Below are 24290 nucleotides of genomic sequence, written 5' to 3' on the forward strand. Positions count from 1 at the left end.
GGGGTACGCGCGGACCGCCCTCCGCCGGATGGCGAGGGGGCGGTCCGGAAAGCCCGTGGCGGCCCGACGGCCCGGTGACCGGGTCCGTCACTCCATTTCGAGGACGCGGGCGTGCAGCACCTGGCGCTGCTGCAACGCGGCCCGGACGGCCCGGTGCAGGCCGTCCTCCAGGTAGAGGTCGCCGTGCCACTTCACCACGTGGGCGAAGAGGTCCCCGTAGAACGTCGAGTCCTCGGCCAGAAGGGTTTCGAGGTCGAGTTGGCCCTTGGTGGTCACCAGCTGGTCGAGCCGCACCGGGCGCGGGGCGACGTCAGCCCACTGGCGGGTGCTCGTCCGGCCGTGATCCGGGTACGGCCGCCCATTGCCGATGCGCTTGAAGATCACACGGAAAGCCTACCGTTCGGACGGCGGATGGCGCAGCAGCCGCGACGCCGCCACGCGCGCCGGTGTGAACTGCGCATGGACGAATGCAGCTGTTTGATGGGAAATGTCGCGAACATCGCCCGGTGTCGATCGGGTTCCGCGCCGATGCCGAAGCGTTCCGAAGCGTTCCGATCCGCTCAGGAGTGTGCACCGATGTCCTCCGACCCCACCCCGCCGGCCGTCCGGGAGATCGCCGACGGGTACGCCTTCACCGGTCCCGCCCTCGACCTCGGCGCCGTGCTGCTGGACGGCACCGCGTACCCGGACGCCCAGGTGCGCATCCCGCTGGGCGTGCTCAACCGGCACGGGCTGGTCGCCGGGGCCACCGGCACCGGGAAGACCAAGACCCTCCAGCTGATCGCCGAACAGCTCTCCGGGCAGGGCGTGCCGGTGTTCCTCGCCGACATCAAAGGGGACGTCTCCGGCATCGCCGCGCCCGGGGCACCGAGCGAGCGGACCGGCGCCCGAGCCGCCGAAGTGGGGCAGCGGTGGTCGCCGCAGGGCTGCCCGGCCGAGTTCTACTCGCTCGGCGGACAGGGCGCCGGCATCCCGGTCCGGGCCACCGTCACCAGCTTCGGACCGCTGCTGCTGGCCAAGGTGCTCGACCTGAACGAGACCCAGGAGTCCTCGCTCAGCCTGGTGTTCCACTACGCCGACGGCAAGGGCCTGGAGCTCTACGACCTCAAGGACCTCACCGCGGTGATCGCCTTCCTCGCCTCGCCCGAGGGCAAGGAGGAGCTGCGGACCATCGGCGGGCTCTCGGCGGCCACCGCCGGGGTCATCCTGCGCGCGCTCACCGTGCTGGAGAACGAGGGGGCCGGGGCGTTCTTCGGCGAGCCCGAGTTCGACACCGCCGAGCTGCTGCGGACCGCTCCGGACGGCCGGGGCGTCGTCTCGGTGCTGGAACTGCCCGCCGTGCAGGACCGGCCGCGGCTGTTCTCCACCTTCCTGATGTGGCTGCTCGCCGACCTCTACCAGGAGCTGCCCGAGGTGGGCGACCTCGACAAGCCCAAGCTGGTGTTCTTCTTCGACGAGGCGCACCTGCTGTTCAAGGGCGCCTCCAAGGCCTTCCTGGAGGCGATCACCCAGACCGTGCGGCTGATCCGCTCCAAGGGCGTCGGCATCTTCTTCGTGACCCAGACGCCGCGGGACGTTCCGTCCGACGTGCTGGCGCAGCTGGGCAACCGGGTGCAGCACGCGCTGCGCGCCTTCACCCCGGACGACGCCAAGGCGCTCAAGGCCACCGTCTCGACCTTTCCGCGCTCCTCGTACGACCTCGGCGCGGTGCTGACCTCGCTGGGCACCGGCGAGGCCGTGGTCACCGTCCTCTCCGAGAAGGGCGCGCCGACGCCGGTCGCGGCGACCAGGCTGCGGGCGCCGCAGTCGCTGATGGGGCCGATCGGGGCGACGGCCCTGCAGGCGGTGGTGGACGCCTCGCCGCTGACGGCGCGCTACCGGGACGCGATCGACCGGGAGTCGGCGTACGAGAAGCTGGCGGCGCGTGCCCCGCGGCCCCGGGCGGCGCCCACCGGGCCCGGGGCGTCGACGCCTGCCGAGCGGGCGCCGCGGCGGGAGGCGCCGAGGGAGAAGGAGGGTGCGGGCGGGCTGCTCGGGTCGCTGCTGAGCAACCCGACCGTGAAGTCCTTCGCGCGCTCGGCCGGGAAGCAGCTCGGGCAGGAGATCTCGCGCAGCCTGTTCGGGACGTCCAAGCGGCGGCGCTGACCGGTCGGGCGGGGCCGGCCGGCCGGTGGGGCGGCGCGGGTGTCGGTGGGGCGTGGCGTCGGCGGTCAGGCGGAGAGTGCGGCGCCGATCCGGTCCAGGGAGGACAGCCGCATCAGGCCGTAGTTGTAGAACTCCACCTCGGGGACGCCGAGTTCGCGCAGGATGGCGATCTTGGCGGCGAGGTTCTCCGGGCCGTCGCAGTCGGAGGACATCGGGCGCAGGATCACCGCCAGGGACTGCGGGCGGACGCCGTGCAGGGCGAAGGCGGCGACCTTCTCCCGGACCGCTTCCGGGGTCCTCGCGTAGCCGAGGGTCTCGATCCGGTCGACGGCCCCGGCGAGGGCGGGCAGGTCGATGCCGGCGAGCCAGCCCGTGCCCGGGCCGCCGCCGTCCATGAAGGTCAGCCGCATGCCGTGCCGGCGGGCCTGCTCGGCGAGGTCGGCGGCCAGCGCGGTGACGGCGGTGGCGGAGGCGTCCACGTAGGCGGCGAAGGCGCCGTCGGCGAGGGTGCTCAGGTCGGCGGGCTCGGCGGCGGCGGACTCGTCGGCCAGCCGGCGGCGCAGCTCGGCGCGGACCGCCGCGGCCACCGCCTCGGCCGGGACCCCGGCGCGGGTGGCGGCGGAGCGGCAGTGCGGGCAGAAGCAGACTCCGAGCAGGGCCTCGGCGGTCGGGCCCAACTCCTCGAAGTAGCGCTCGTGGTGGTAGCCGTGGCGCAGTCCGTGGAAGTGCAGGGACTCGGCGCGGATCGCGTCCACGCCGTACCGGGCCAGTTCGGCGACCAGGGTCAGCGCGTACTCCCGGACCTCCGGGTTCGCCGGGCAGAGTTCGGTGAGGTGGCGGTCGCCGAAGGCGTTGGCCGGGGCGCAGTCGGGGTGGGTGAAGCCGAGCCGGTCGTTGTGGCAGAAGACCGTCCAGGCGTGCAGCTTCAGCCCGCGGCGGCGGGCCTCCTCGGCGGCCTCGGCGAAGGGGTCGCGGTCGCCGATCGCGGTGGACGGCACGGGGGTCAGCCGGCGGCCCCGCCAGGCGGCCGGGTCGGGGTGGAAGTACGCCGCGCCCGGCTCCAGGTAGCGGACCACCCGGCGGGGGTTGTGCGGGAAGACGTCGCGGGCCTCGTGGTAGACCGAGGCGAGGGTGACGCCGCCGACCCCGGCGCGGTCGGTGAGGTTGCCGAAGAAGGTGTCGGCGCCCTCGTCGAGCAGGTCGGTGGCGAAGGCGAGGACGGACGACTCCACGGTGCGGCTCCGGAGCTGGGGGAGGGTGAGCCGTCCACGCTAGCCGCAGGGGTGGGATTGGTCTATACCTGATGGTCGGGATGGGAATCGTCGGACACGTCCTACAGGCCGAGCTCGTCCAGCTGCTTGAGCAGGGCGGATCCGGGGCTGGTCGGGGCGGTCCCCTGCGGCGCGGCGGGCTTCGCGGCCGGCCGGTCGCGGAGCAGGACGGCGGCGGCCAGTCCGCCGATCAGCCCGCCGAGGTGGCCCAGCCAGCTGACGCCCGGGGTGACGGGCAGGACCCCGATCAGGATGGTCGAGTAGACCACCGCGACGACGACGCCGACCACCGCGTCCAGCACGTTGCGGTCCAGGAGCCCGCGCAGCACCACGTAGCCGAGGTAGCCGTAGACCATGCCGCTCGCGCCGGCCGTCACCGTGTTCGGGCTCTCCAGCAGCCAGACCAGCAGCCCGCCGGACACCGCGATCACCAGGCTGGCCAGCAGGAACTTCTTCATACCCCGGTAGGCGGACAGGAAGCCGAGCACGAACAGCGGCCAGGAGTTGGCCTCGATGTGGCTCCAACTGAAGTGCAGGAACGGCGAGGTGAACATCTCCGGGAGGTCCCCGACCTGCTCCGTGCGCAGGCCGAACTCCCGCGACAGCCCGTAGTCGTCCAGCCAGTTGAGCACCTGCACCGACCAGATGACGGCCTGGATGCCGAGCATGGTGAGCAGCGCGCGGCGGGAGTCGGCGAACAACTGGACGAGTTTGGCGGCCATGCCCCGACTCTAGGGGCGCCGGAAGCGTACGTGCACCCCATTACAGTGACTCGTGTCGTTCCGACCGTGAGATCCGACCGTGAGAGGTGACCAGCCCATGAGCAAGCGCGCGCCGCTGCCGTACGAGTTCCTTCCGCAGGTGCCGTCCTTCCCGCTGAGCAGCCAGGACATCACCGAAGGCGCCACGCTGGGCCGGGAGTTCATCCACGCCGGCGGCAACCTCTCGCCGCAGCTGGCCTGGTCGGGCCTGCCGGAGGGCACCCGGAGCATCGCGGTCACCTGCTACGACCCGGACGCGCCGACCGGCTCCGGCTGGTGGCACTGGCTCGCCCTCGGCCTGCCCGCCGACACCACCGGGCTGCCGCGCGGCGCCGGCTCCTCCGATGCCGCCCTGCCCGGCGAGGCCTCCTTCCACGGCCGCAACGACTTCCCGGGCAACCAGTACGACGGCGCCGCCCCGCCGCCCGGCGCCCCGCACCGCTACGTCTTCGCGGTGCACGCGCTGGACGTCGAGAAGCTGGACGTCGCCGCCGACACCCCGCCCGCCCAGGTGGGCTTCAACCTCACCTTCCACACCCTGGGCCGGGCGCTGCTGACCGCCGAGTACGGGGTCTGACCCTTGGCGATATCCGATCGCCCGGTCGAGGTCTGGCGGCTGCCCGAGGAGGAGTGGAAGGCCGGCCGCCGGGCCGTGACCTGGACGGTGGGGCCGGACGGGGAACTGGCCGTCCTGGTGGTGCCGGAGCAGTACACGGCACCGGCCGGGTCCTGGCCGGAGGTCCGGTTCCCGTACGAGGCCGAGGTGGTCGTGATGGGCCCCCGCGGCGAGTGGCGGGTGCCGCTGTCCGGGGTCGACTGCTCGCCGGACCACCTGGCGCTGCTGCCGGGCGGCCGGCTGCTGCTGGTCGAGGCCCGGGCCGAGCAGGACGGGGAGGAGTGGCGGCCCAACGGCTTCGTGTACGGCCCCGACGGGACCCCCGGCCGGGAACTCCTCCTCGGCGACGACACGCCCGTGTTGGTGACCGACCGGGACGGCCGGATCTGGATGGCCTACGGGGACGAGGGCATCTACGGCGACCACCCGATGTCCTGCGCGGGACTCCGGGGCGCCGACACCCACGGCCGGGTGGTGTGGAGCCCGGACCACCGGAAGGACCTGCCCGGGTACCCCCTGGAGGGCCTGGCCGGAGCGACCGAGGGGCGGTACGCCTGGCTGGCCTGGTACCCGGGCTCCTCGGGCAGCTACCTCACCCGGATCGAGGCGGCCGACGGGACCTCGTCCACGGTGCCGTGCCCGGTCCGGACGCCGGTCGGCTTCGCGGTCCGCGCCCGGGAGGGCGTCTTCCTGTCCCCGGGCGGGGAACTGACCTGGCACCTGCTGGTCGGCAAGCAGTGGAAGCAGACCGGGAAGCGCAGGCCGGACGTGCCCGGCGAGCTCGACCGCCGCCGTGCCTACGGCCGGGACGGCGTGCTGTGGTTCAGGTCCGGCAACGGCTGGTACCGGGTCGAGGTCTAGGAAGGGCCCTGGCGTCGGCCCTGGGACGGGTCCGGACCGCCCCGGTCCGGCGCCCCCGCCGCGTGCTCGGCGCGGGCCGCCAGTTCGCGCAGGTGCTCGCGCAGCGCGGGCGGCTCGTGCACCTCGAAGGCGCAGTCCAGCGAGAGCAGCCGCATCGCCGTCCACTCCAGGGAGTCGCTGCGGGAACGGAGCCGGCAGCTGTGCTCGTCGATCGGCTCGACCTCGGAGTCGCCCGGCCGGAGGCCGCGGCGGACCCGCTCGGCCGGGGCGTGCACGGTGGCGACCACGGTGCCGCTCGGTGACGGGCGGTGCAGCTTGCCCGCCACGTAGGCGGCGGCGTCCTCGGCGGGGAGCGGGCGCGGGGTGAAGCGGACGCCGGTGGCGGCCGGGCCGCTCAGCCGGTCGACCCGGAAGAGCCGCCAGTCCTCGCGGTCCAGGTCGTAGCCCACCAGGTACCAGCGGCGGCCGACCGAGACCAGCCGCTCGGGCTCGACCTGCCGCCTGGTCTCGGCCCCGTCGTACGCCCGGTAGCCGAAGCGCAGCCGCTCCCGGGCGGTGACGGCGCGGGCGAGCACGGTGAGGTCCTCCGGGTCGACGGTCGGGCCGTCCCCGGTGAGCAGCGGCACGGTGGCGGAGTTGAGCGTCCCGACCCGCTGCCGCAGCCGGCCCGGCAGCACCTGGAGCAGCTTGCCGAGCGCCCGTACGGAGGCCTCCTCGATGCCGACCACGGCGTGCCCGGCCGCGGCGCGCAGCCCGACCGCGATGGCCACCGCCTCCTCGTCGTCCAGCAGCAGCGGGGGCATCGCCGTGCCCGCGACCAGCCGGTAGCCGCCGTCCGGGCCCATGCTGGCCCGCACCGGGTAGCCGAGCTCGCGCAGCCGGTCGATGTCGCGCCGGATGGTGCGGGGGCTGACGCCGAGCCGCTCGGCGAGTTCGCTGCCGGGCCACTCGCGCGGGGTCTGGAGCAGGGACAGGAGGCTCAGCAGCCGGGCCGAGGTGTCGCTCATGGCGTCCAGCATGCCCGACCAACTGGGACAGGTTCTGACCTATACGGCCGTTACTGTCGCGGACGTGGAGAAGAGCGGCGTGGACGTGGAGAAGAGCGGCGTGGACGTGAAGAAGAAAAAAGAGGAGACCGCAATGAGCACCGCGGCAGCGGACCGGCGGAGGTGGATCGCGCTGGCGATCGTGATGGTGGCCTCCTTCATGGACCTGGTGGACGTCACCATCGTCAACATCGCCATCCCGAGCATCCAGCAGGACACCGGCGCCTCCTTCAGCGCCATCCAGTGGGTGACCGGCGGCTACGCGCTGGCCTTCGCGATCGGGCTGATCACCGGCGGCCGGCTGGGCGACATCCACGGCCGCAAGCGGGTGTTCCTGATCGGGATCGGCGGCTTCACGCTGGCCTCGGCGCTGTGCGGGCTGGCCTCCGGCCCGGAGATGCTGGTCGCGACCCGGCTGCTCCAGGGCGGGACGGCGGCGCTGATGGTGCCGCAGGTGCTGTCGATCATCCACGCGACCTTCCCGGCGGAGGAGCGCGGCAAGGTGTTCGGCCTGTTCGGCGCGGTGGTCGGGCTGGGCGCGGTCTCCGGTCCGCTGATCGGTGCGCTGCTCACCGAGTGGGACCTGTTCGGTCTGGCCTGGCGGCCGATCTTCCTGATCAACCTGCCGGTCGGCATCGCCGGCCTGCTGCTCGGCCGCCGCTTCATCGACGAGTCGAAGGCCGACCAGGCGCTGAAGCTGGACCTGGTGGGCGTGGCGCTGGCCAGCCTCGGCCTGTTGATGCTGATCTACCCGCTGACGCACGGCCGGGAGGCCGGCTGGCCGCTGTGGGGCTACCTGTCGATGGCCGGGAGCCTGCCGGTGTTCGCGCTGTTCGTGGTGTACGAGAAGGTCAAGACGCGGCGGGACGGCTCGCCGCTGGTGGAGCTGGCGCTGTTCCGGGTGAAGTCCTTCGCGGCCGGCATCTGCGTGCAGCTGGCCTTCGGCGTGGCGCTCGGCATCTACTTCCTGGTCTGGACCCTCTACATGCAGGTCGGGCTGGGCTGGAGCCCGCTCAAGGCCGGCGCGACCGGCATCCCGTTCTCGATCGCGGTCTCCACGGCGGCCGGACTGTCGGTGCAGAAGCTGGTTCCGCGGTTCGGGCGGAAGGTCCTGCAGACCGGCGCGCTGGTGATGGCGGCGGGCGTCCTCGTCTACATCTGGGAGGCGGACCGGTACGGGACGGCGATCACGACCTGGCAGATGGTGCTGCCGCTGGTGGTGATGGGACTCGGGATGGGTCTGATCGTCGCGCCGATCACCGACGCGGTGCTGGCGGAGGTTCCGCGCGAGCACGCCGGTTCGGCGTCCGGGCTGATCAACACCGTGCAGCAGGTGGGCAACGCGCTCGGGCTCGGCCTGGTGTCGGTGGCCTTCTTCGGGGCGATGGACGACGTGGTCGCGCCGGAGGCGGTCGGGGCGGCGTTCGGCGGGGCCTTCGTGAACGCGATGTGGTGGGTCGCCGGGGTGCTGCTCGCCGTCTTCCTGCTGATGTTCGCGCTGCCGCGGCGGCGCAAGGCGGCCGGGGCCGTGGCCGGCTCCACCGCCGAGGAGCGGGAGCCCGTCCTGATCTGACGGAGCGCTCCCGTTCGCGGGCCCCGGTCGCGCGGCGCGGCCGGGGCCCGCGTCGCGCTCTGGGAGGGCCCGGCCCCGACGCGGTCGGCCGGGTGGGTCGACCGTTGGCACGGGCGGCCGGGCCGTCGGTCAGCGCGCACCGGTCGGGGCGGGGGCGGCGGTCGTACGGGTGGTGGTGCGCGGCTTGGCGGCGGCCTTGGCCTCCTTCGCGACGCGCTTCATCTCCTGCTTGAACTCACGTACCAGGGTGAGGGATTCGGGGCCGGTGATGTCCGCGACCGAGCGGTGCGCACCCTCCTCGCCGTACGCGCCGGCCGCCTCGCGCCAGCCCTCCGGCCGCACCCCGTACTGCTTGCCGAGCAGGGCCAGGAAGATCTGCGACTTCTGCTTGCCGAAGCCGGGCAGGGCGTTGAGCCGGCTGAGCAGCTCCTTGCCGGTGCGGACGTTCTTCCACAGCGCCGCGGCGTCGCCGTCGTACTGCGCCACGAGGAACTGGCAGAGCTGCTGCACCCGTTTGGCCATCGCGGCCGGGTAGCGGTGCACCGCGGGCTTCGCGGAGAGGAGCGCGACGAACTCCTCCGGGTTGTAGGTGGCGATCTCGTGGGCGTCCAGGTCGTCGTGGCCGAGGCGCTGCGCGATGGTCAGCGGGCCGGTGAACGCCCACTCCATCGGGACCTGCTGGTCCAGCAGCATGCCGACGAGCGCGGCGAGCGCGCTCCGTCCGAGCAGTTCGTCGGCCTCGGGCTGTTGTGCGAGCCGAACGGTGACGTTCACGGGCTTGCCCTCCTCGGAGTTGACGTCTGGTCGGCGCCCAGTCTGGTGGACGCGGCGTTGGCGTACAGGATCAACACGCCCGTAGCCGGGGAAGTCGTCTCTGTTCAAGGCCTTGCCAGAGCTGCATTGTTCGTTGGCGGAGCGGTTGCCAGGGGTAGCGGCGGGGTGTCGCGGACAATTTTTTGCCCGCGCCGGTCACATCCGGCGGATGCCCCGGGTCAGGGGAGTGTCGAACCGAACAGCCGTCGAATGGGAGCACTCCGATGTCCGTCGCCCACACCGTCGTCACCGTCCTCGCCGCCCTCATGGTCGGCTTCTCGGCCTACTCCGTCTTCGCCGGCGCCGAGTACGTCGTGAAGCCGCTCGCCGACTACGGCGTCCCGCGCGCCTGGTGGACCTGGCTCGGCGTCGCCAAGGCGGCCGGCGCCCTCGGCCTGCTGGCTGGCCTCGCCGTCCCGGCCGTCGGCTACGCGGCCGCGGTCGGCGTGATCCTCTACTTCCTCGGCGCCGTGATCACCGTCCTCCGCGCCCGCGCCTACGCCCACGTCCCCTTCCCCCTCGTCTACATGGCGCCCGCCGCCGCCTCCCTCGTCCTCGCCCTTGCGGCCTGAGCCGGGGCCGCCCGGCCCGCCGGGCCCCGCCGCCCTGCCGGGGGCGGCGTGCACGGGGGAGGAGTGCGCGGGGCGGGTATGGGGGCGTGCGTGGTGGGGGAGGGCGCTCGGCTGGGCGGGTGGCTTCGAACGGGGGGAACGAGTCATTTCATATGACTGTTTCTGTTGTGCCGGTGCGGCGAGCTGACGACGGGTCATTCTTGGTCCAATCGACGCGTCCAGAAAGGCTCGCCCGCCGTGACCCAGCCGTTCGAACTGCCGTCCTTCTACGTGCCGCACCCGGCACGCCTCAACCCCCATCTGGACGAGGCACGGGCCCACTCCACCGACTGGGCCCGGGAGATGGGGATGCTGGAGGGATCCGGAATCTGGGACCAGGCCGACCTGGAAGCCCACGACTACGGCCTGCTCTGCGCGTACACCCACCCCGACACCTCCGCCGAGGCGCTGTCGCTGGTCACCGACTGGTACGTGTGGGTCTTCTTCTTCGACGACCACTTCCTCGACATGTTCAAGCGCACCAACGACCGCGGTGCGGGCAAGGCCCACCTCGACCGGCTGCCGCTGTTCATGCCGGCCGACCCGGCCGCCGAGCTGCCCGAGCCGGAGAACCCGGTCGAGGCGGGCCTGGCCGACCTGTGGCGGCGCACCGTGCCGGCGATGGGCGAGGACTGGCGGATCCGGTTCGCCGAGAGCACCCGGAACCTGCTCAACGAGTCGCTGTGGGAGCTCGCCAACATCAACGAGGGCCGGGTGGCCAACCCGGTCGAGTACATCGAGATGCGCCGCAAGGTCGGCGGCGCGCCCTGGTCCGCGCAGCTGGTCGAGTACGCGGCCGGCGCCGAGGTGCCGAAGGAGGTGTCGGGTTCGCGGGCGCTGCGGGTGCTGATGGACGCCTTCTCCGACGGGGTGCACCTGCGCAACGACATCTTCTCGTACCAGCGGGAGGTGGAGGACGAGGGCGAGCTGAGCAACGGCATCCTGGTGCTGGAGCGGTTCCTGGAGTGCTCCACCCAGGAGGCCGCGGACGCGGTCAACGACCTGCTCACCTCGCGGCTCCAGCAGTTCGAGAACACCGTGTTCACCGAACTGCCGGTGCTGTTCGCGGAGACCGGGCTGGACCCGGCGGGGCGCGCCCGGGTGACGGCGTACGTCAAGGGCCTGCAGGACTGGCAGTCCGGCGGGCACGAGTGGCACCTGCGGTCCAGTCGGTACATGAACGGCGGTGGGGCGGCCGCGGGTTCGGGCGGGTCCGGTGGCGAGGTCGCTCCCGGCTCGGGCGGTGGACCGGTGGGTCTGCCGGGCCTGCCGGGTGGGCCCGGGGGCGGCAACTGGTGGGACCAGTATGCGATCGGCGGCATCGGGACCTCGGCGCTGGACATCCTGCGCAGCACGGCCGCCGGGGCCACGGCGGCCGTGGCGGAGGGGGGCTCGACGCCGGCGGCCAAGGGTGCGGCGGGCCCGGCCGTGCGGCGGGCGCGGTCGCACGGCCACGTGCCGTACCAGGCCGTGGGGCCGTCCCTGCTGCCCGAGTTCAAGCTTCCGTTCGAGCTCCGGCTGAGCCCGCACCTGGACGGCGCCCGGGAGCGCGTGATCGAGTGGGCCGAGCGGATGGGACTGCTGGCGGCGGTGCCGGGCGTTCCCGGCTCCGGCATCTGGGACGCCGAGTCGATGCGAGACTACGACCTCCCGCTCTGCGCGGCCGGCCTCCAGCCGGATGCCACGGCCGACCAACTCGACATCTCCTCGGCCTGGTTGGCCTGGGGCACCTGGGCCGACGACTACTACCCCCGGGCCTTCGGGCACACCCGCGACCTGGGTGGCGCCAAGGTCACCAACGCGCGGCTGTCCCTTCTCATGCCGGTGGACGGCACCCCCGCGCCGGAGCCCGTCAACGCGCTGGAGCGCGGCCTCGCCGACCTCTGGGAGCGCACCGCCGGCCCGATGACCGTCGAGGCCAGGGGCCGCTTCCGGGTGGCGGTCGAGGCGATGCTGGACAGCTGGATCTGGGAGCTGAGCAACCAGATCCAGAACCGGATCCCCGACCCGGTGGACTACCTGGAGATGCGCCGCTCCACCTTCGGCTCCGAGCTCACCACGAGCCTCTCCCGCCTCGGCCACGGGCAGACCGTGCCGCCGGAGGTGTACGACCACGGCTCGATGCGCGCGCTGGAGAACTCGGCGATGGACTACGCGTGCATGATGAACGACCTCTTCTCGTACCAGAAGGAGGTCGAGTACGAGGGCGAGCTGCACAACGCCGTCCTGGTGGTGCAGAACTTCTTCGGTTGCGACTACGAGTCGGCGGTCCGGATCGTCGACGACCTGATGCACTCGCGGCTGGGCCAGTTCCAGCACGTGGTGCAGAAGGAACTCCCGGTCATGTACGAGGACTTCGGGCTGGAGCAGGCGGCCAGGGAGATGCTCGACGGGTACGTGGGGGAGCTGGAGAACTGGCTCGCGGGCATCCTGAACTGGCACGAGGGCTGCCTCCGGTACGCCACGGCCGACCTGGAGCGGCACTTCGGCGCCGAGCGGGACCTGGTGGAGGCCTCGCAGGCCCGTCGGGCGGCCGCCGCGCCGGTTCCGACGGTCCCGCCGCCCTCGGTGCCGCCGGTGCCGCTCGGTCCGACCGGCCTGGGGACGGCCTCGCTGCGCCTGTCGGCGGGCGGCTGACGTCGACGGGTCGCACCCGCGCGGGTCCAGCCCGCGCGGGTGCGCCGCATCGTGGCTAGGCTGGCGAACCGGGGGCCGGCGTGCGCCCCCCGGCGCGCGCACTTTCGCCACACACGAGGGCAGAGAGATGGCTGCGCTACCTGAGGGCACACCCTGTTGGGCCGACGCGATGTTCACCGACCTGGAGGGCGCGAAGGCCTTCTACGGCGACGTGTTGGGCTGGACCTTCGGCGAGAGCTCGTCGGAGTTCGGGAACTACACCCAGGCCTACTCGGACGGCAGGGCCGTCGCCGCGATCGTGCCGCCGATGCCGGGCGCGGAGGCCCAGTCCGCCTGGTGCCTCTACCTGGCCTCGCCGGACGCCGGTGCCACCGCGACGCGGATCCGCGCCAACGGCGGCGAGGTGGTCATGGGGCCGATGCAGGTCGGCGACCTCGGCACGATGGTGATCGCCAAGGACCCGGCCGGAGTGGTGTTCGGCGTCTGGCAGGCCGGCCGGCACGAGGGCTTCGAGAAGCAGGGCGAGCCCGGCGCCTACACCTGGGCCGAGCTGGTGACCCGCGAGCCCGCGAAGGCGGACGCCTTCTTCCCGGAGGTCTTCCCGTTCGGCGTGAAGAAGATGGCGGGTGGGGACTTCGACTACCGGATGTTCCAGGTCGACGACCGGCCGGTGCTGGGCCGGATGGGCGCGGAGGGGGAGTTCCTGCCGCCCGAGGCACCCTCGTACATCAGCGTCTACTTCGCGGTGGACGACACCGACGCCGCGATCGGCCGGCTGACGGCCCGCGGCGGCAAGGTGTACTTCGGGCCGATGGACAGCCCGTTCGGCCGGTTCGCGGCGGTCGGCGACCCGCAGGGGGCGGCCTTCGGGTTGATCGACGTCGGTCGGCGGGTAGGGGAGCAGCCGGAGACGGTGGACGTCTGATGCGTCCGACGGGACGACGAGCGGCAGGGGTGGCCGATGGGTGAGCGCGAGGAACTCGTCGAAACGCTGGACAAGCACCGCGAACTGCTGCGGCGCACCGTACGGGACCTCACCGACGCGCAGGCGGCCGAGCGCACCACGGTCAGCGAGCTGTGCCTCGGCGGCCTGATCAAGCACGTGGCGGCGGTCGAGGCGCGCTGGGCGCGGTTCATGACCGGCGGCGCGGAGGCGATGCGGCGCGGGGACGGGGGCGCCGCCGACCCGGACGCCTGGGCGGCCCAGTTCCGGATGGCGGAAGGCGACACCCTGGCCGGGCTGCTCGCCGAGTACGAGCGGACGGCGCGCGGGACGGACGAGCTGGTCCGGACCCTGCCCGCCCTCGACCTCGCCCACGAGCTGCCGCCCGCGCCCTGGTTCCCGCCGGGCACGGCCTGGTCGGCCCGGCGGGTGCTGCTGCACCTGATCGCCGAGACCGCGCAGCACGCCGGACACGCGGACATCATCCGGGAGTCGCTGGACGGGGCGAAGTCGATGGGCTGAGCGGCGGTTCGCCCGGCACGTCGAGCGGCGGTTCGCCCGGCACGTCGAGCGGCGGTTCGCCCGGCACGTCGAGCGGCGCCGGGGACGGCCGTCAGGGCAGCTCCACGCCGAGGAGTTCGCGCAGCGCCCGGTTGCCGTCCGGGGTGACCCGAAGGGCCCGGCCGGAGCCGATCCGTTCCACCCAGGCGCGGTCCAGGGCGGCCCGGCAGAGTGCCGCGCCGAGCGCCCCGCCCAGGTGGGTGCGGCGTTCCGTCCAGTCCAGGCACCCGCGCACGACCGGGCGTCCGCCCCGGTGGCCCGCGCGCGGCGGCAGCTCGATCGTCTGCGCGGCCAGCCAGTCCCGGCCGTGCCCGGTGACGGCCAGCCCGCCCTCCTCGGTGACCAGGCCGCGGGCGAACAGCGCGTCCGACACGGCCACGCCGAGGCGTCCGGCCAGGTGGTCGTAGCAGGTACGGGCCCGGGCCTCGGCACTCAGCCGGGTGGCCTCGGTCAGGTTGCGCGGCGCGGTCGCGGGGCCGGGGCCGGGGCCGGACTCGGCGAAGGCGGTGAGGTCCTCGATCAGCGTGGCCACCGCGGGCGTGGCCAGCCGGACGTACCGGTGCCGGCCCTGTCGTTCTTCGGCCAGCAGCCCGCCCGCGATCAGCCGGGACAGGTGCTCGCTGGCCGTGGACGGCGCCACGCGCGCGTGGCGGGCCAGCTCACCGGCGGTCCAGGCGCGACCGTCGAGCAGCGCCGTGCAGATGGCGGCGCGGGTGGGGTCGGCGAGCAGGGCGGCGAAGGCGGCGAGCGTCATGCCTCCATGGTCGGGGCACGGGGGAGCGGGCGGGCGCCGAGTCGCGTACCGGGGCGGAGCGGCGCACGGGGGCCGGGGCGGTCGCGGCGGCGGGGCCGCGTGGGGGAGCGGAGCCGGGAACATGCCTCCAGGGTCGCCCCCGCACGGTTCGGCCGGGGCCGAAACGACCCGGGGCCACGATGACGGCATGAGCGAAACCACGGTGGTCTCCGGCCCCGCGACGATGACCTTCTCCCGCTACGACGACGTGACGGCGGCGCTGGCCGACCCGGCGCTGGTCCCGCCGCCCGCCGGGCCGGCCGTGCCCGGAGCGCCCGGCGCCGCCCCCGGCACGGTGGCCTGGCTGCGGTCCGCCGTCGCCCGGTTCAGTTCCGGCGAGCCGCACGCCCGGCGCCGGGCGCTGGTGCTGGCGGACCTGCAGCGGCTGGACCCGGACCGGCTACGGGTGGCCGCGGCCGCCGGCTTCGAGTCCGACGTCCGGCTGCGGGTCGTCCGGGTGCTCGCGGCGGAACTCGGCCTGGCCGACCCGGAGGCCGTGGCGCGGGATGTCGCGACGGTGTCCCGGGCGTACTTCGCCGACGCGTCGGACGATCCGGCGGTGGCCGACCCGGCGGCGGACGCGGCGGTGGCCCGGCTGCTGCCCGCGATGGGGGGCCGGGACGACGCGGCGGGGGACCGGGACGAGGAGACGGCCGCGAACCGGATCGGCCTGCTCGTCCAGGCCTGCGACGCCACCGCCGCGCTGGTCGAGGGCGCCCGCCGGCACGAGGACGGATTGGCCGGCGTGCTGCGCGCGGACCCGCCGGTCCGGACGATGCGTCGGCTCGCCGCCCTGGCGACCGAGGTCGGCGGGGTCGCGGTACCGGCCGGGACGCGGGTCCTGCTCGACATCGCGGCGGCCCAGTCCGGGGCGCCGGAGGGCGTCGCGCTCACCTTCGGCGCCCCGCCCCGGAGCTGCCCGGGCCGCTCGCAGGCCCTCGTCATCGCCGAGGGCATCCTGTACGGCGCCTCCGATCCGGCGGACACTGGGGCGCCGGACATGCCGCCCGCGCCGGATCGAGGGAAGGCCGAACTTGCCTCCCTGGTACCGGAGATGGTCGAGAGCGTGCTTGTCCTGGCGGCCGGTTGGACGGACTGGGACGGTCGCCCGATCCTCAACGCCGACGGCCGAACCTACACGCCGCACAAGGCTGTTCGCCGTATCGCCGACCATCTCGTCGACCACCTCGCCGAGGTGGAGGCCCGGGTGGTCGGTGAGCCGACCGAGCCCGACCACTGGCACGCCTCCGGTGTCACCACCCCGGCCGACCTGGCCCCGTTCACCACCGCCGACCTGGACGAGGCCCGCAGCCGACTGACCCGGCTGGCCGGGATCTGGTCCCGGCGGATCACCGCACTGCCGGACGAGCGGCTGGACGACTCGCCGGGGACGGGCTGGAGCTTCCGGCAGATCGTCCGGCACGTCTCCGGGGCCGGGTACTACTACGCGGACTCGGTCGGCGCGCTCGGCAGCCCCGCGGGTGCGACCGACCACCCGGAGGGTGCGACCGGCACCCCGGCGAACGCGACCGGCACCCCGGCGAACGACCCGACGGAGACGGCCCGATGACCCCCTTCGCCGCCCTGCATCACCTCCCCGGCCGTCCGCTGCTGCTCCCCAACGCCTGGGACCACGCCTCGGCCGTCGCCCTCGCCGCCCAGGGACACCCCGCGATCGGCACCACCAGCCTGGGCGTGGCGGCCGTCGCCGGCCTGCCCGACGGTGCCGCCGCCACCCGCGCGGAGACCGTACGGCTGGCGCGCCGGCTCGGGCGGGTCGGCTTCCTGCTCAGCGTCGACGCGGAGTCCGGGTTCAGCGACGATCCGGACGAAGTCGCCGAACTGGCCGTGGAGTTGGCGAAGGCCGGAGCGGTCGGCATCAACCTGGAGGACGGTCGGGCGGACGGTTCGCTGACCCCCGTCGACCGCCATGCCGCCAAGATCGCGGCGGTGAAGGCGGCCGTGCCGGAGCTATTCGTCAACGCCCGCACCGACACCTACTGGTGCGGGCAGGACGCCCCCGAGGCGGGGGCACTCCGGCGCCTGGACGCCTACCAGCAGGCGGGCGCGGACGGCGTGTTCGTCCCCGGGCCGGCCGATCCGGCGGCCATCGGCCGGCTGGTCGGCGCGCTCTCCGTCCCGCTGAACATCCTCTGGACGCCGGCCGGCCCGGGCCTCGCCGAGCTGGCCGCGCTCGGGGTGGCCCGGGTCAGCCTGGGCTCGCTGCTGTACCGCGCGGCACTGGCGGCGGCGGTGGCCACGGCGGCGGCCGTCGCGGCGGGCGAGCCGGTCGGTCCGGTGCCGGGGTACGCGGAGGTGCAGGCCCTCAGCGGGAGTTGAGCGTCTCCGGGGAGCGGTCACGGGCGGCCCTGGACCGGCGCCCCAGGGGCCGGCGCCCTCAGCCCTGCTGGCGGGTGGTCCAGGCCGCCTCGATCCCGTCCAGGATGACGTTGACGCCCCGGGCGAAGCTGCTGTCCCGGCCCGCCGCGATCTCGTCCGGAACCTCGGTGGTGTACAGCCGGTGCAGCCGCGGGAACTCCTTGGTGGCCTCGGTGACGGCGGGCAGGAGCCGGTTCATCCACTCCTGCTCGTCGTGGCCGCTGCGGGCCAGCGAGCTCACCCAGGCGGCCTCCACGCAGGCGGTTCCGATGGTGTAGCCCATCACGGCGCTCATCGCGTCGTTCGCCTCGCCGATCTCGAAGCCGGCCGTTTCCAGGACGGTCAGCAGGGCCTCGGAGAGCCGCATCCAGTTGGGGCCGAGGTAGATCATCCCGACGTCGCCGATCACCGAGACCATCCACGGGTAGCGAATGATGGTCGCGCGCATGCTCTCGGCGGTCTCCATGACCTTCGTGCGCCAGACCTTCGGGTCCTCGGAGCCCTCGGCCTCCGGCTGCGGGAGGGTGCCGAAGACCTGGTCGACGACCAGGGCGAGCAGTTCCTCCTTGTTGGCGACGTGGGTGTAGAGCGAGGTCGCGCCGGCGTTCAGCCGGGCGGCGAGCTTGCGCATGCTCAGCGCATCGATGCCGTCGGAATCCAGCAGCGCGAAGGCCTCGGCGACGATCTGCTCGCGGCTGAGGGAGGGCTGCTCCCGCCGTCGCTGGGGGCGGTTCCACGGCAGGGGGATGCCCGGGGTCGTGCCGTCCTCTGATTTGGCCGCCATCGGGCCCTCCTCGCCAGTCGTCGATCGCCGGACCCGGTCCGGTGCGGCGCAGCTTGCCACAGGTTGCTGCGAACAGTGTACGGCGCCACGAACGGTGTGCGGAGGTCGAACGATGTACGGCATTGCGAACAGTGTGCGGTGTCCGTACAGTGTTCGGAGCGGCGCACACCGTACCCCTGGGGACGGAGGGCGGTGTGCCCGCGACGACTTCCGCGCGGCTCCGGCCGGCCACGGCCACGGCTCGCGCGCTCATTCCAAAGCCCAAAGCCCGAAGCCCGAAGCCCGAAGCCCGGGTTCGCAGCGAGAAGTTCAAACCCGGGTTCGACGCGAGAAGTTCAAAGGGGGAAAACGCCGTGCAACGTCATCCGCAGCGCTGGCTCATTCTGGTCGTGCTCTGTCTCAGCAGCCTGGTGCTGGTGATCGACAACATGGTGCTCACGGTCTCCATCCCGCCGATCGCGGAGGACCTCAAGGCCGGGGCGCAGGACATCCAGTGGATCATCGACTCGTACATCCTGGTCTTCGCCGGCCTGCTGCTCACCTCGGGCAGCCTCTCCGACCGCTTCGGACGGCGGAAGGTGATGATCGTCGGACTCGCGTTGTTCGGCGCGGCCTCACTGGTCGCGGCCTACGCCGGCAGCTCCGGTGAACTGATCGCCGGGCGCGTCCTGATGGGCGTCGGCGGCGCACTGGTCATGCCGAGCACGCTCTCCATCCTGATCACCGTCTTCGACGACGAGGAGCGCCCGAAGGCGATCGCCGCCTGGACCGCCGTGGCCATGATCGGCCTGGTCGGCGGTCCGGTGCTGGGCGGCGCGCTGATCGCGCACTTCTGGTGGGGCGCGGTCTTCCTGCTCAACGTGCCGATCGCGGCGGTCGCCATCATCGCCGCGGTGCTGCTGATGCCGGAGTCCAAGGGACCGTGGCGCCGACCCGACCTGCCGGGCATGGTGCTGTCGATGGTCGGCATGACGGCGCTGGTCTGGTCGATCATCGTGCTGCCCCGGGACGGCTTCACCAGCGCGAGCACCCTCGGCGCGCTCCTGCTCGCGGTGGCCTCGCTGACCGGCTTCGCCGTCCGGCAGGTCCGCACCGACTCGCCGATGGTCCCGCTCAACCTGTTCCGCAACCGGGTCTTCACCGGCGCCAGCTTCTCGCTCGTCCTGCTGACCTTCGCCACCGGCGGGCTGATGCTGGTCCTCACCCAGTACCTCCAGTTCGTGCTGGAGTTCTCGCCCACCGACACCGGCCTCGCCTTCATCCCGCTGGCCATCGCCTCGCTGGTGTTCAACGCGCTCGGCGCGGTGCTCGGCAAGAAGGTCCCGGCGCGGGTGCTCACCTCGATCGGCATGCTGATCATCGCGGGCGGCTTCGGGCTGCTGGCCACCCTCACGGTCGGCGACGGCTTCACCAAGGTCGCCCTCGCCATGCTGGTGCTCGGCGTCGGCTCCGGCCTCGGCATGCCGGCCGCCGCCAACGCGCTCATGGGCGCCATCCCGAGCGAGCACGCCGGCGTCGGCTCCGCGCTCAACGACACCATCCAGCAGTCCGGCGCGGCGCTCGGCGTGGCCATCCTCGGCACCGTGCTCTCCAGCACCTACACCGGTGCGATGCCCGACGCGGCCCCCGCCGCCGCCCGCCACGACATCACCGGCGCGCTCGCGCTGGGCGGCTCCACCGGGGACGGCGGACTGGTCGCGGCCGCCCGGGAGGCGTTCAACACCGCCACCTCCACCACCTTCACGGTGGGCGGCATCGCGGTCGTCGCGGCCGCGGCGCTCACCCTGGTACTGATGCGCGACGGCCGGAAGACCGCCGACGGGACGGCCGGGGTCCCGACGGAGCCCACGGCCGAGCGGGTCGGCTGACCCCCTCCGGGCCGATGGCCCCGGCCGGGCGCGGGGGGGGGTGCTCGGGTCCCCCTGGCCGTGGGGGTGTGGCTCCCCCTCGGGGGGCCTTGGCCGGGGCCGGCGGGGGGGGCGGGGCCCATCGACGCCCGCGCGCTCGCCTCCCGGGGCGCGTAGCCTCGCGTCATGGACCCGTCCTCCCCGTACCTGGAGCGCGCGTCCCGGCTGCCCGGCGCGGTCGTATGGACGAAGCAGGCCCTCGGCCGTACAGATGCCGGACGCACGGGCGCGGATGCCGGACGTACAGGTGCGGATGCCGGACGTACGGGCGATGCCTTGGCCGGGGCCGTCCTGCCCGACGGCTGCATGGACCTGCTGTGGACGGAAGGCCGGCTGCTGGTCGCCGGACCGGACACCCACGCCTTCCGCCCCGGGCCCGGACCGCGCGGCCCATGGGTCGGCGTGCGCTTCCGCCCCGGTGCCGCCCCCGCCCTGCTCGGCGTCCCGGCCCACGAACTCCGTGACCGCCGCGTCGAGTTGGCCGACCTGCGGCCCGCCGCCGAGGTCCGGCACCTCACCGAACGCATCGACGCGGCCCCCGACCCGGCCGCCGCACTGGAAGCCCTCGCGCTGCGCCTGGCGGCCGAGGCGCCGCCCGAGGACCCGCTCATCCGCGCGGTGGCCGCCTCGCTCGCCGCCGGACGGTCCGTCGCCGCGACGGCCGGGACGGTCGGCCTCGGCGCGCGCCAACTTCACCGCCGCTCCCTGACCGCCTTCGGCTACGGCCCCAAGACCCTCGCCCGGATCCTGCGCATGCAACGCGCCCTGGCCCTCGCCCGCGCCGGCGTCCCACTGGCCGACACGGCCGCCCGGGCCGGCTACGCGGACCAAGCCCACCTGTCCCGCGACGTACGGGAGTTGACGGGCATGCCGGTGACCGCGCTACTGCTCCCCTAGCCTCCTTCCCCTACAGCGGCGCGAGCAGATCCACCCCGTTGCCGTCCGGGTCGTGCACCACGGCGTACCGCTGCCCCCAGAAGGCGTCCCAGGGCTTCAGCTCCCCGTGGTACCCGGCGCCGGTCAACTCCTCGTACACCGCGTCCACCTGCGCGGGACTCGCGCAGCGGAACGCCAGCGCGGTGCGCGTACCGCCGCTCGGCGGCTGCCACGCGGGATGGAACGACCGGATGGTGGCCTCGGCGTCGAGCACCAGCAGCGGCCCTCCCGGCAACGTGCCCTCGACGTGCGGCTCCCCCTCGACCCCTGCCGGAAACTCCACCCCCAACCTCCGGTAGAAGGCGACCGAGGCGGCCATGTCCGAAACGGCCAGCCCGACGAAGGCGAACTGCGGTGCAGATGTGCTGTTCATGCCTGCCACGCTAGACACCCCCCACGCCCCCGGTCTTGAACGAATCGGACACCCGGGGCCCGCCCGGTCCGCCCGCCCGGTCCGCCCGCCCGGTCCGCCCGCGCGGGCCCGCCACGAAGCGGCACCGACACCCCGACGCGCGCGGTCCCCGCGCGGGTCGCGGCGCCGGATCAGAATGGGTCATGCCCACACCGGACTCCTCGGGAACGCCACCCGAGCACCCATCGCCCGGCACGGCCCCCGCCCGGGCCGGAGAACGATGGTGGCCGGTCGTCTCCGCGGTGCTGACCACCGCCCTGCTGCACGTCCTGCTTCCCGAGACCTATCGGGAGAGCCCCCCGTGGGCGCTGCCGGCGGTCCTGCTCGTCCTGCTCGCCGTGCTGGTCGTCGGTGACCCCGGTCGCATCGACCGCCGCCGGCGGTGGCTGCGCGTGGTCACCGACCTGGTGATCGCGTTCGTGACGCTGGCGAACCTGTTCGCCGCCGGGCGGCTGGTGGCCGACATCCTGACCGGCAACACGATCTACGCCAACAACGCCACCGGCCTGCTGGCGACCGGCGGCGTGGTCTGGGCGACCAATGTCATCGCGTTCGCGCTCTGGTACTGGGACCTGGACCGGGGCGGGGCGGCCGCACGGGCGTACCGTCCGTTCGCCGACCCCGCGTTCGTCTTCCCGGAGATGCAGTACCCGCACCACGCACCGCCCGACTGGGTGCCGGTCTTCGCGGACTACCTCTCGCTGTCCTTCTGGACGGCCACGGCCTTCAGCCCGACCGACGTCTCCGCGATCCGGAGGTGGGCCAAGGCGCTGATGATGGCCCAAGCCGCCGTCTCACTGGCGGTCGGAGCCCTGGTGATCGCCCGCGCGATCAACATCCTCCAGTAGCCCGCCGTGCCGCCCGCGTCCCAACCAGGAGCCGCAGAAGGGCCCGGGCAACGCGAAAACCCCGCCCCGAGACCGCCGACGGCGCCGGGAACGACGAAGGCCCCGACCGGTGAACCGGTCGGGGCCTTCGTGAAGGCGGAGGATACGAGATTCGAACTCGTGAGGGGTTGCCCCCAACACGCTTTCCAAGCGTGCGCCCTAGGCCTCTAGGCGAATCCTCCGTGGGAGAGCTTAGTACATGTTTCGGGGTGGTCGCGACCACCTGTCCCGCAGGCGGAGGGATGGGGTGGCCTGTGGATCGTCGGGGCCGGGATCCGGTACTGTGGGGGTCAGCCCCTCGTGTGGCGTCATCTCTCTGAACCCCCCCAGGGCCGGAAGGCAGCAAGGGTAGGAGGGCTCTGGCGGGTGCACGGGGGGTCTTTGCGTTCCCGGGGCCGGGGTGAGGGGTGAGCGGCGACGCGTTTGTCGGTCCGTCCCGATATCGTCGGGGGTGTGTCCCTAGCCCTGTACCGCCGCTACCGCCCCGAGACCTTCGCGGAGGTCATCGGGCAGGAGCACGTGACCGCTCCGCTCCAGCAGGCCCTGCGCAACAACAGGGTCAACCACGCGTACCTGTTCAGTGGGCCGCGTGGCTGTGGAAAGACGACGAGCGCGCGCATCCTGGCCCGTTGCCTCAACTGTGAACAGGGGCCGACGCCGACGCCCTGCGGGGAGTGCCAGTCCTGCCGGGACCTCGCGACCGGCGGGCCCGGGTCGATCGACGTGATCGAGATCGACGCCGCCTCGCACGGTGGTGTGGACGACGCGCGCGAGCTGCGCGAGCGGGCGTTCTTCGCGCCGGTGCACAGCCGGTACAAGATCTTCATCCTGGACGAGGCGCACATGGTGACCTCGGCCGGCTTCAACGCGCTGCTCAAGGTCGTCGAGGAGCCGCCGGAGCACCTCAAGTTCATCTTCGCGACCACCGAGCCGGAGAAGGTGATCGGGACGATCCGGTCCCGGACGCACCACTACCCGTTCCGGCTGGTCCCGCCCGGCACGCTGCGCGACTACCTGGCGGAGGTGTGCGGCCGGGAGGGGATCCAGGTCGAGGACACCGTGTTCCCCCTGGTGGTGCGGGCGGGTGCCGGGTCGGTGCGTGACTCGATGTCGGTGATGGACCAGCTGCTGGCCGGGGCCGCCGAGGGCGGCGTCACGTACCAGATGGCCACGTCGCTGCTCGGCTACACCGACTCCGCGCTGCTGGACGAGGTCGTGGACGCCTTCGCCGCGCACGACGGGGCGACGGTGTTCCAGGTGATCGACCGGGTGGTCGAGGGCGGGCACGACCCGCGCCGCTTCGTCACCGACCTGCTGGAGCGGCTGCGCGACCTGGTGATCCTCGCCACCGTGCCGGACGCCGGGGAGAAGGGGCTGATCGACGCCCCGGCCGACCGGATCGCGGTGATGCAGGCCCAGGCGGACGCGTTCGGCGCGGCCGAGCTGAGCCGGGCCGCCGACATCGTCAACACCGGGCTGACCGAGATGCGCGGCAACGCGGCGCCCCGGCTGCAGCTGGAGCTGATCTGCGCCCGGGTGATGCTGCCGGGCGCCTACAGCGACGAGCTGTCGCTGCAGGCACGGCTGGACAAGCTGGAGCGACGGGCGGCGGCGGGCGGGTTCGCCGCGCCGATGGCGGCCCCGGTGGGCATGCCGATGACGGCCCCGGCGTCGGTTGGCCCGATGGCGGTTGCGCCGGCGGCGGCCGTCCCGGTGGGCGAGGTGCCGGTGGCGCCCGTCCCGGCCGGGCCCCCGGTGCAGGCCGCTCCCGTCCCGGCCGCGCCGCCCGTGCAGGCCGCGCCGCCCGCCGCCCCCGCCGGGTCGGCGCCGGGTGCCTGGCCGATCCCGCGCAGCTTCCCGCCCGCCGGTGGCGCCCCCGCCGCGGCTCCGGCGACGCCCCCCGCGGCGCAGCCGCAGGCGCAGGCGGCCCCGGCCCAGGCGGCTCCCGCTCCCGTGCCCGCTCCGGCCCCCGCCCCGGCGGCGGCTTCCGGCGGGCAGCCGTCGGCGTCCGCGCAGCAGGGCGCCGCGCAGGTGCGGCAGCTGTGGCCGCAGATCCTGGAGGCGGTGAAGAACCGCCGCCGCTTCACCTGGATCCTGCTCAGCCAGAACGGCCAGGTGGCCGGGTTCGACGGCAGCGTGCTCCAGGTGTCCTTCATCAACGCCGGTGCCCGGGACAGCTTCGTCGGCAGCAACAGCGACGACGTGCTGCGCGCCGCGCTGGCCGAGGCGCTGGGTGTGGACTGGCGGATCGAGTGCATCGTCGACCCGTCCGGCGGTGCCGGCGGCCCGGGCGGCGGGGCGCCGAGCGGCGGCGCCCAGGGCGGCGGGGGCTGGGGAGCCCCGGCGCGCCCGGC

The 24290-nt window shown here is 73.7% G+C and carries 22 protein-coding genes, 1 tRNA gene and 1 other RNA gene; 15 read left to right on the forward strand and 9 right to left on the reverse strand.

Going from position 1 to position 24290, the window contains the following annotated elements; genetic code table 11:
• Window positions 1-87 precede the first annotated feature (87 nt).
• Window positions 88-384: a type II toxin-antitoxin system VapB family antitoxin gene (locus ACWGKU_RS32145; RefSeq protein ID WP_030061387.1), complete on the reverse strand. Its 297-nt coding sequence runs from the start codon at window positions 382-384 to the stop codon at window positions 88-90.
• 192 nt (window positions 385-576) lie between these two features.
• Here ACWGKU_RS32145 and ACWGKU_RS32150 point away from each other — a divergent pair, with 192 nt between their 5' ends.
• Complete coding sequence (locus tag ACWGKU_RS32150; protein WP_401052311.1) at window positions 577-2145, forward strand: helicase HerA-like domain-containing protein; 1569 nt, start codon at window positions 577-579, stop codon at window positions 2143-2145.
• A 65-nt stretch (window positions 2146-2210) separates the two neighbouring features.
• Here the strand turns inward: ACWGKU_RS32150 and ACWGKU_RS32155 are convergent, their stop codons facing one another.
• Both ACWGKU_RS32155 and ACWGKU_RS32160 read right to left on the reverse strand, forming a co-directional pair.
• Window positions 2211-3377, reverse strand: coding sequence for a hypothetical protein (locus ACWGKU_RS32155; protein WP_401052309.1), 1167 nt, complete (start codon window positions 3375-3377; stop codon window positions 2211-2213).
• 101 nt (window positions 3378-3478) lie between these two features.
• Window positions 3479-4138, reverse strand: a complete 660-nt coding sequence (locus ACWGKU_RS32160) for a rhomboid family intramembrane serine protease (RefSeq protein ID WP_401052307.1) — start codon at window positions 4136-4138, stop codon at window positions 3479-3481.
• A 97-nt stretch (window positions 4139-4235) separates the two neighbouring features.
• On the opposite strand from ACWGKU_RS32160, the gene ACWGKU_RS32165 reads away from it, so the two are divergent.
• Entirely contained in the window at window positions 4236-4754 is a 519-nt protein-coding gene (locus tag ACWGKU_RS32165; RefSeq protein ID WP_401052304.1) for a YbhB/YbcL family Raf kinase inhibitor-like protein, read from the forward strand.
• 3 nt (window positions 4755-4757) lie between these two features.
• Window positions 4758-5654 (forward strand): hypothetical protein, encoded by an 897-nt coding sequence (locus ACWGKU_RS32170; protein WP_452180173.1) that lies wholly within the window; start codon window positions 4758-4760, stop codon window positions 5652-5654.
• On the opposite strand, the gene ACWGKU_RS32175 is transcribed toward ACWGKU_RS32170, so the two are convergent.
• Window positions 5651-6661 (reverse strand): helix-turn-helix transcriptional regulator, encoded by a 1011-nt coding sequence (locus ACWGKU_RS32175; protein WP_452180174.1) that lies wholly within the window; start codon window positions 6659-6661, stop codon window positions 5651-5653. The two genes, ACWGKU_RS32170 and ACWGKU_RS32175, sit on opposite strands and share 4 nt — an antisense overlap.
• A 133-nt stretch (window positions 6662-6794) precedes the next feature.
• Between ACWGKU_RS32175 and ACWGKU_RS32180 the strand changes: the two genes are divergently transcribed.
• Window positions 6795-8273 (forward strand): MFS transporter, encoded by a 1479-nt coding sequence (locus ACWGKU_RS32180; protein WP_452180183.1) that lies wholly within the window; start codon window positions 6795-6797, stop codon window positions 8271-8273.
• Between the two features lie 129 nt (window positions 8274-8402).
• On the opposite strand, the gene ACWGKU_RS32185 is transcribed toward ACWGKU_RS32180, so the two are convergent.
• Window positions 8403-9047 carry an HhH-GPD-type base excision DNA repair protein gene (locus tag ACWGKU_RS32185; RefSeq protein ID WP_359905604.1) on the reverse strand — a complete coding sequence of 215 codons (645 nt, stop codon included), beginning with the start codon at window positions 9045-9047 and terminating at the stop codon, window positions 8403-8405.
• Between the two features lie 263 nt (window positions 9048-9310).
• Here ACWGKU_RS32185 and ACWGKU_RS32190 point away from each other — a divergent pair, with 263 nt between their 5' ends.
• From ACWGKU_RS32190 to ACWGKU_RS32205, 4 genes are all read left to right on the forward strand, one after another.
• On the forward strand, window positions 9311-9658 hold the full coding sequence (locus ACWGKU_RS32190) for a DoxX family protein (RefSeq protein WP_380551875.1): 348 nt from the start codon (window positions 9311-9313) through the stop codon (window positions 9656-9658).
• Window positions 9659-9895: 237 nt separating this feature from the next.
• Window positions 9896-12334, forward strand: a complete 2439-nt coding sequence (locus ACWGKU_RS32195; RefSeq protein WP_452180175.1) for a terpene synthase family protein — start codon at window positions 9896-9898, stop codon at window positions 12332-12334.
• 127 nt (window positions 12335-12461) lie between these two features.
• Window positions 12462-13259: a VOC family protein gene (locus ACWGKU_RS32200; RefSeq protein WP_401054199.1), complete on the forward strand. Its 798-nt coding sequence runs from the start codon at window positions 12462-12464 to the stop codon at window positions 13257-13259.
• A gap of 36 nt (window positions 13260-13295) precedes the next feature.
• On the forward strand, window positions 13296-13799 hold the full coding sequence (locus tag ACWGKU_RS32205; RefSeq protein WP_401054201.1) for a DinB family protein: 504 nt from the start codon (window positions 13296-13298) through the stop codon (window positions 13797-13799).
• Between the two features lie 91 nt (window positions 13800-13890).
• Here ACWGKU_RS32205 and ACWGKU_RS32210 read toward each other — a convergent pair whose 3' ends face one another.
• Window positions 13891-14592, reverse strand: a complete 702-nt coding sequence (locus ACWGKU_RS32210) for an ArsR/SmtB family transcription factor (RefSeq protein WP_452180176.1) — start codon at window positions 14590-14592, stop codon at window positions 13891-13893.
• Window positions 14593-14779: 187 nt separating this feature from the next.
• Between ACWGKU_RS32210 and ACWGKU_RS32215 the strand changes: the two genes are divergently transcribed.
• A complete protein-coding gene (locus ACWGKU_RS32215) occupies window positions 14780-16201 on the forward strand; it encodes a hypothetical protein (RefSeq protein WP_452180177.1) in 1422 nt (473 codons plus the stop codon).
• Window positions 16198-16971 (forward strand): isocitrate lyase/PEP mutase family protein, encoded by a 774-nt coding sequence (locus tag ACWGKU_RS32220; RefSeq protein WP_452180178.1) that lies wholly within the window; start codon window positions 16198-16200, stop codon window positions 16969-16971. The genes ACWGKU_RS32215 and ACWGKU_RS32220 overlap by 4 nt, the downstream gene beginning before the upstream one ends.
• Before the next feature lie 58 nt (window positions 16972-17029).
• Here ACWGKU_RS32220 and ACWGKU_RS32225 read toward each other — a convergent pair whose 3' ends face one another.
• Window positions 17030-17794: a TetR/AcrR family transcriptional regulator gene (locus tag ACWGKU_RS32225; protein ID WP_401054479.1), complete on the reverse strand. Its 765-nt coding sequence runs from the start codon at window positions 17792-17794 to the stop codon at window positions 17030-17032.
• 353 nt (window positions 17795-18147) lie between these two features.
• Here ACWGKU_RS32225 and ACWGKU_RS32230 point away from each other — a divergent pair, with 353 nt between their 5' ends.
• Both ACWGKU_RS32230 and ACWGKU_RS32235 read left to right on the forward strand, forming a co-directional pair.
• Window positions 18148-19662 (forward strand): MFS transporter, encoded by a 1515-nt coding sequence (locus ACWGKU_RS32230; RefSeq protein WP_401054477.1) that lies wholly within the window; start codon window positions 18148-18150, stop codon window positions 19660-19662.
• A gap of 165 nt (window positions 19663-19827) precedes the next feature.
• On the forward strand, window positions 19828-20598 hold the full coding sequence (locus tag ACWGKU_RS32235; protein ID WP_452180179.1) for a helix-turn-helix domain-containing protein: 771 nt from the start codon (window positions 19828-19830) through the stop codon (window positions 20596-20598).
• A 10-nt stretch (window positions 20599-20608) separates the two neighbouring features.
• On the opposite strand, the gene ACWGKU_RS32240 is transcribed toward ACWGKU_RS32235, so the two are convergent.
• Window positions 20609-21010, reverse strand: a complete 402-nt coding sequence (locus tag ACWGKU_RS32240) for a VOC family protein (protein WP_401043719.1) — start codon at window positions 21008-21010, stop codon at window positions 20609-20611.
• Between the two features lie 182 nt (window positions 21011-21192).
• Here ACWGKU_RS32240 and ACWGKU_RS32245 point away from each other — a divergent pair, with 182 nt between their 5' ends.
• On the forward strand, window positions 21193-21897 hold the full coding sequence (locus ACWGKU_RS32245) for a hypothetical protein (RefSeq protein ID WP_452180180.1): 705 nt from the start codon (window positions 21193-21195) through the stop codon (window positions 21895-21897).
• 136 nt (window positions 21898-22033) lie between these two features.
• Here ACWGKU_RS32245 and ACWGKU_RS32250 read toward each other — a convergent pair.
• Window positions 22034-22118 (reverse strand) — tRNA-Ser (locus tag ACWGKU_RS32250).
• 107 nt (window positions 22119-22225) lie between these two features.
• Between ACWGKU_RS32250 and ffs the strand changes: the two genes are divergently transcribed.
• Together ffs and ACWGKU_RS32260 are read left to right on the forward strand one after the other, a co-directional pair.
• Window positions 22226-22322: signal recognition particle sRNA small type (gene ffs / locus ACWGKU_RS32255), an RNA gene on the forward strand.
• A gap of 67 nt (window positions 22323-22389) precedes the next feature.
• Window positions 22390-24290: DNA polymerase III subunit gamma and tau (locus tag ACWGKU_RS32260; protein WP_452191658.1), on the forward strand; the 1901-nt coding region annotated here is incomplete at its 3' end.

Source organism: Kitasatospora sp. NPDC054768 (assembly GCF_053612025.1).

Coding starts and splice junctions, on each gene's coding strand:
- ACWGKU_RS32150 (WP_401052311.1), top strand. CDS start 577: ATGTCCTCCGACCCCACCCCGCCGGCCGTCCGGGAGATCGCCGACGGG.
- ACWGKU_RS32160 (WP_401052307.1), bottom strand. CDS start 4,138: ATGGCCGCCAAACTCGTCCAGTTGTTCGCCGACTCCCGCCGCGCGCTG.
- ACWGKU_RS32165 (WP_401052304.1), top strand. CDS start 4,236: ATGAGCAAGCGCGCGCCGCTGCCGTACGAGTTCCTTCCGCAGGTGCCG.
- ACWGKU_RS32175 (WP_452180174.1), bottom strand. CDS start 6,661: ATGAGCGACACCTCGGCCCGGCTGCTGAGCCTCCTGTCCCTGCTCCAG.
- ACWGKU_RS32180 (WP_452180183.1), top strand. CDS start 6,795: ATGAGCACCGCGGCAGCGGACCGGCGGAGGTGGATCGCGCTGGCGATC.
- ACWGKU_RS32190 (WP_380551875.1), top strand. CDS start 9,311: ATGTCCGTCGCCCACACCGTCGTCACCGTCCTCGCCGCCCTCATGGTC.
- ACWGKU_RS32200 (WP_401054199.1), top strand. CDS start 12,462: ATGGCTGCGCTACCTGAGGGCACACCCTGTTGGGCCGACGCGATGTTC.
- ACWGKU_RS32205 (WP_401054201.1), top strand. CDS start 13,296: ATGGGTGAGCGCGAGGAACTCGTCGAAACGCTGGACAAGCACCGCGAA.
- ACWGKU_RS32210 (WP_452180176.1), bottom strand. CDS start 14,592: ATGACGCTCGCCGCCTTCGCCGCCCTGCTCGCCGACCCCACCCGCGCC.
- ACWGKU_RS32215 (WP_452180177.1), top strand. CDS start 14,780: ATGAGCGAAACCACGGTGGTCTCCGGCCCCGCGACGATGACCTTCTCC.
- ACWGKU_RS32220 (WP_452180178.1), top strand. CDS start 16,198: ATGACCCCCTTCGCCGCCCTGCATCACCTCCCCGGCCGTCCGCTGCTG.
- ACWGKU_RS32225 (WP_401054479.1), bottom strand. CDS start 17,794: ATGGCGGCCAAATCAGAGGACGGCACGACCCCGGGCATCCCCCTGCCG.
- ACWGKU_RS32235 (WP_452180179.1), top strand. CDS start 19,828: ATGGACCCGTCCTCCCCGTACCTGGAGCGCGCGTCCCGGCTGCCCGGC.
- ACWGKU_RS32240 (WP_401043719.1), bottom strand. CDS start 21,010: ATGAACAGCACATCTGCACCGCAGTTCGCCTTCGTCGGGCTGGCCGTT.
- ACWGKU_RS32245 (WP_452180180.1), top strand. CDS start 21,193: ATGCCCACACCGGACTCCTCGGGAACGCCACCCGAGCACCCATCGCCC.